This window comes from Wenyingzhuangia sp. 2_MG-2023, from assembly GCF_030548295.1.
In the GTDB taxonomy this organism is placed as follows: Bacteria; Bacteroidota; Bacteroidia; order Flavobacteriales; family Flavobacteriaceae; genus Wenyingzhuangia.
Genome location: NZ_JAUOSB010000155.1, coordinates 1 through 246 on the forward strand (window position 1 = coordinate 1; position 246 = coordinate 246).

At 30.1% G+C, this 246-nt stretch carries 1 protein-coding gene; it reads right to left on the bottom strand.

Translation table 11 applies throughout. The annotated features are described in order from the left end of the window. Positions 1-104 precede the first annotated feature (104 nt). Positions 105-246, bottom strand: a 142-nt coding sequence (locus Q4548_RS16940; protein WP_336622751.1) for a transposase, incomplete at its 5' end; no start/stop codon positions are given.

Consider the following 246-nt stretch of genomic DNA (forward strand, 5'->3'; position numbering starts at 1 on the left):
TAATTCCAATATAAGTCAGTTTAAAAACTCCTAAATTAATGCTATCCTAATTCACACACAACTTTTGGGCTTGATCCGAATTGGATCAAGACAAATTGTTGTGTTTACGCAAAAATATTGGTTAATCTAAAAAGAAAGAATTCTAGATTTCTAACGCCTCTAAATTGCACTCTAAAAGCTTTAATTTTAGCATTGAAAGATTCAGCCGCAGCATTGGTACTTCTATTTATAAAGTAATTTAGGATT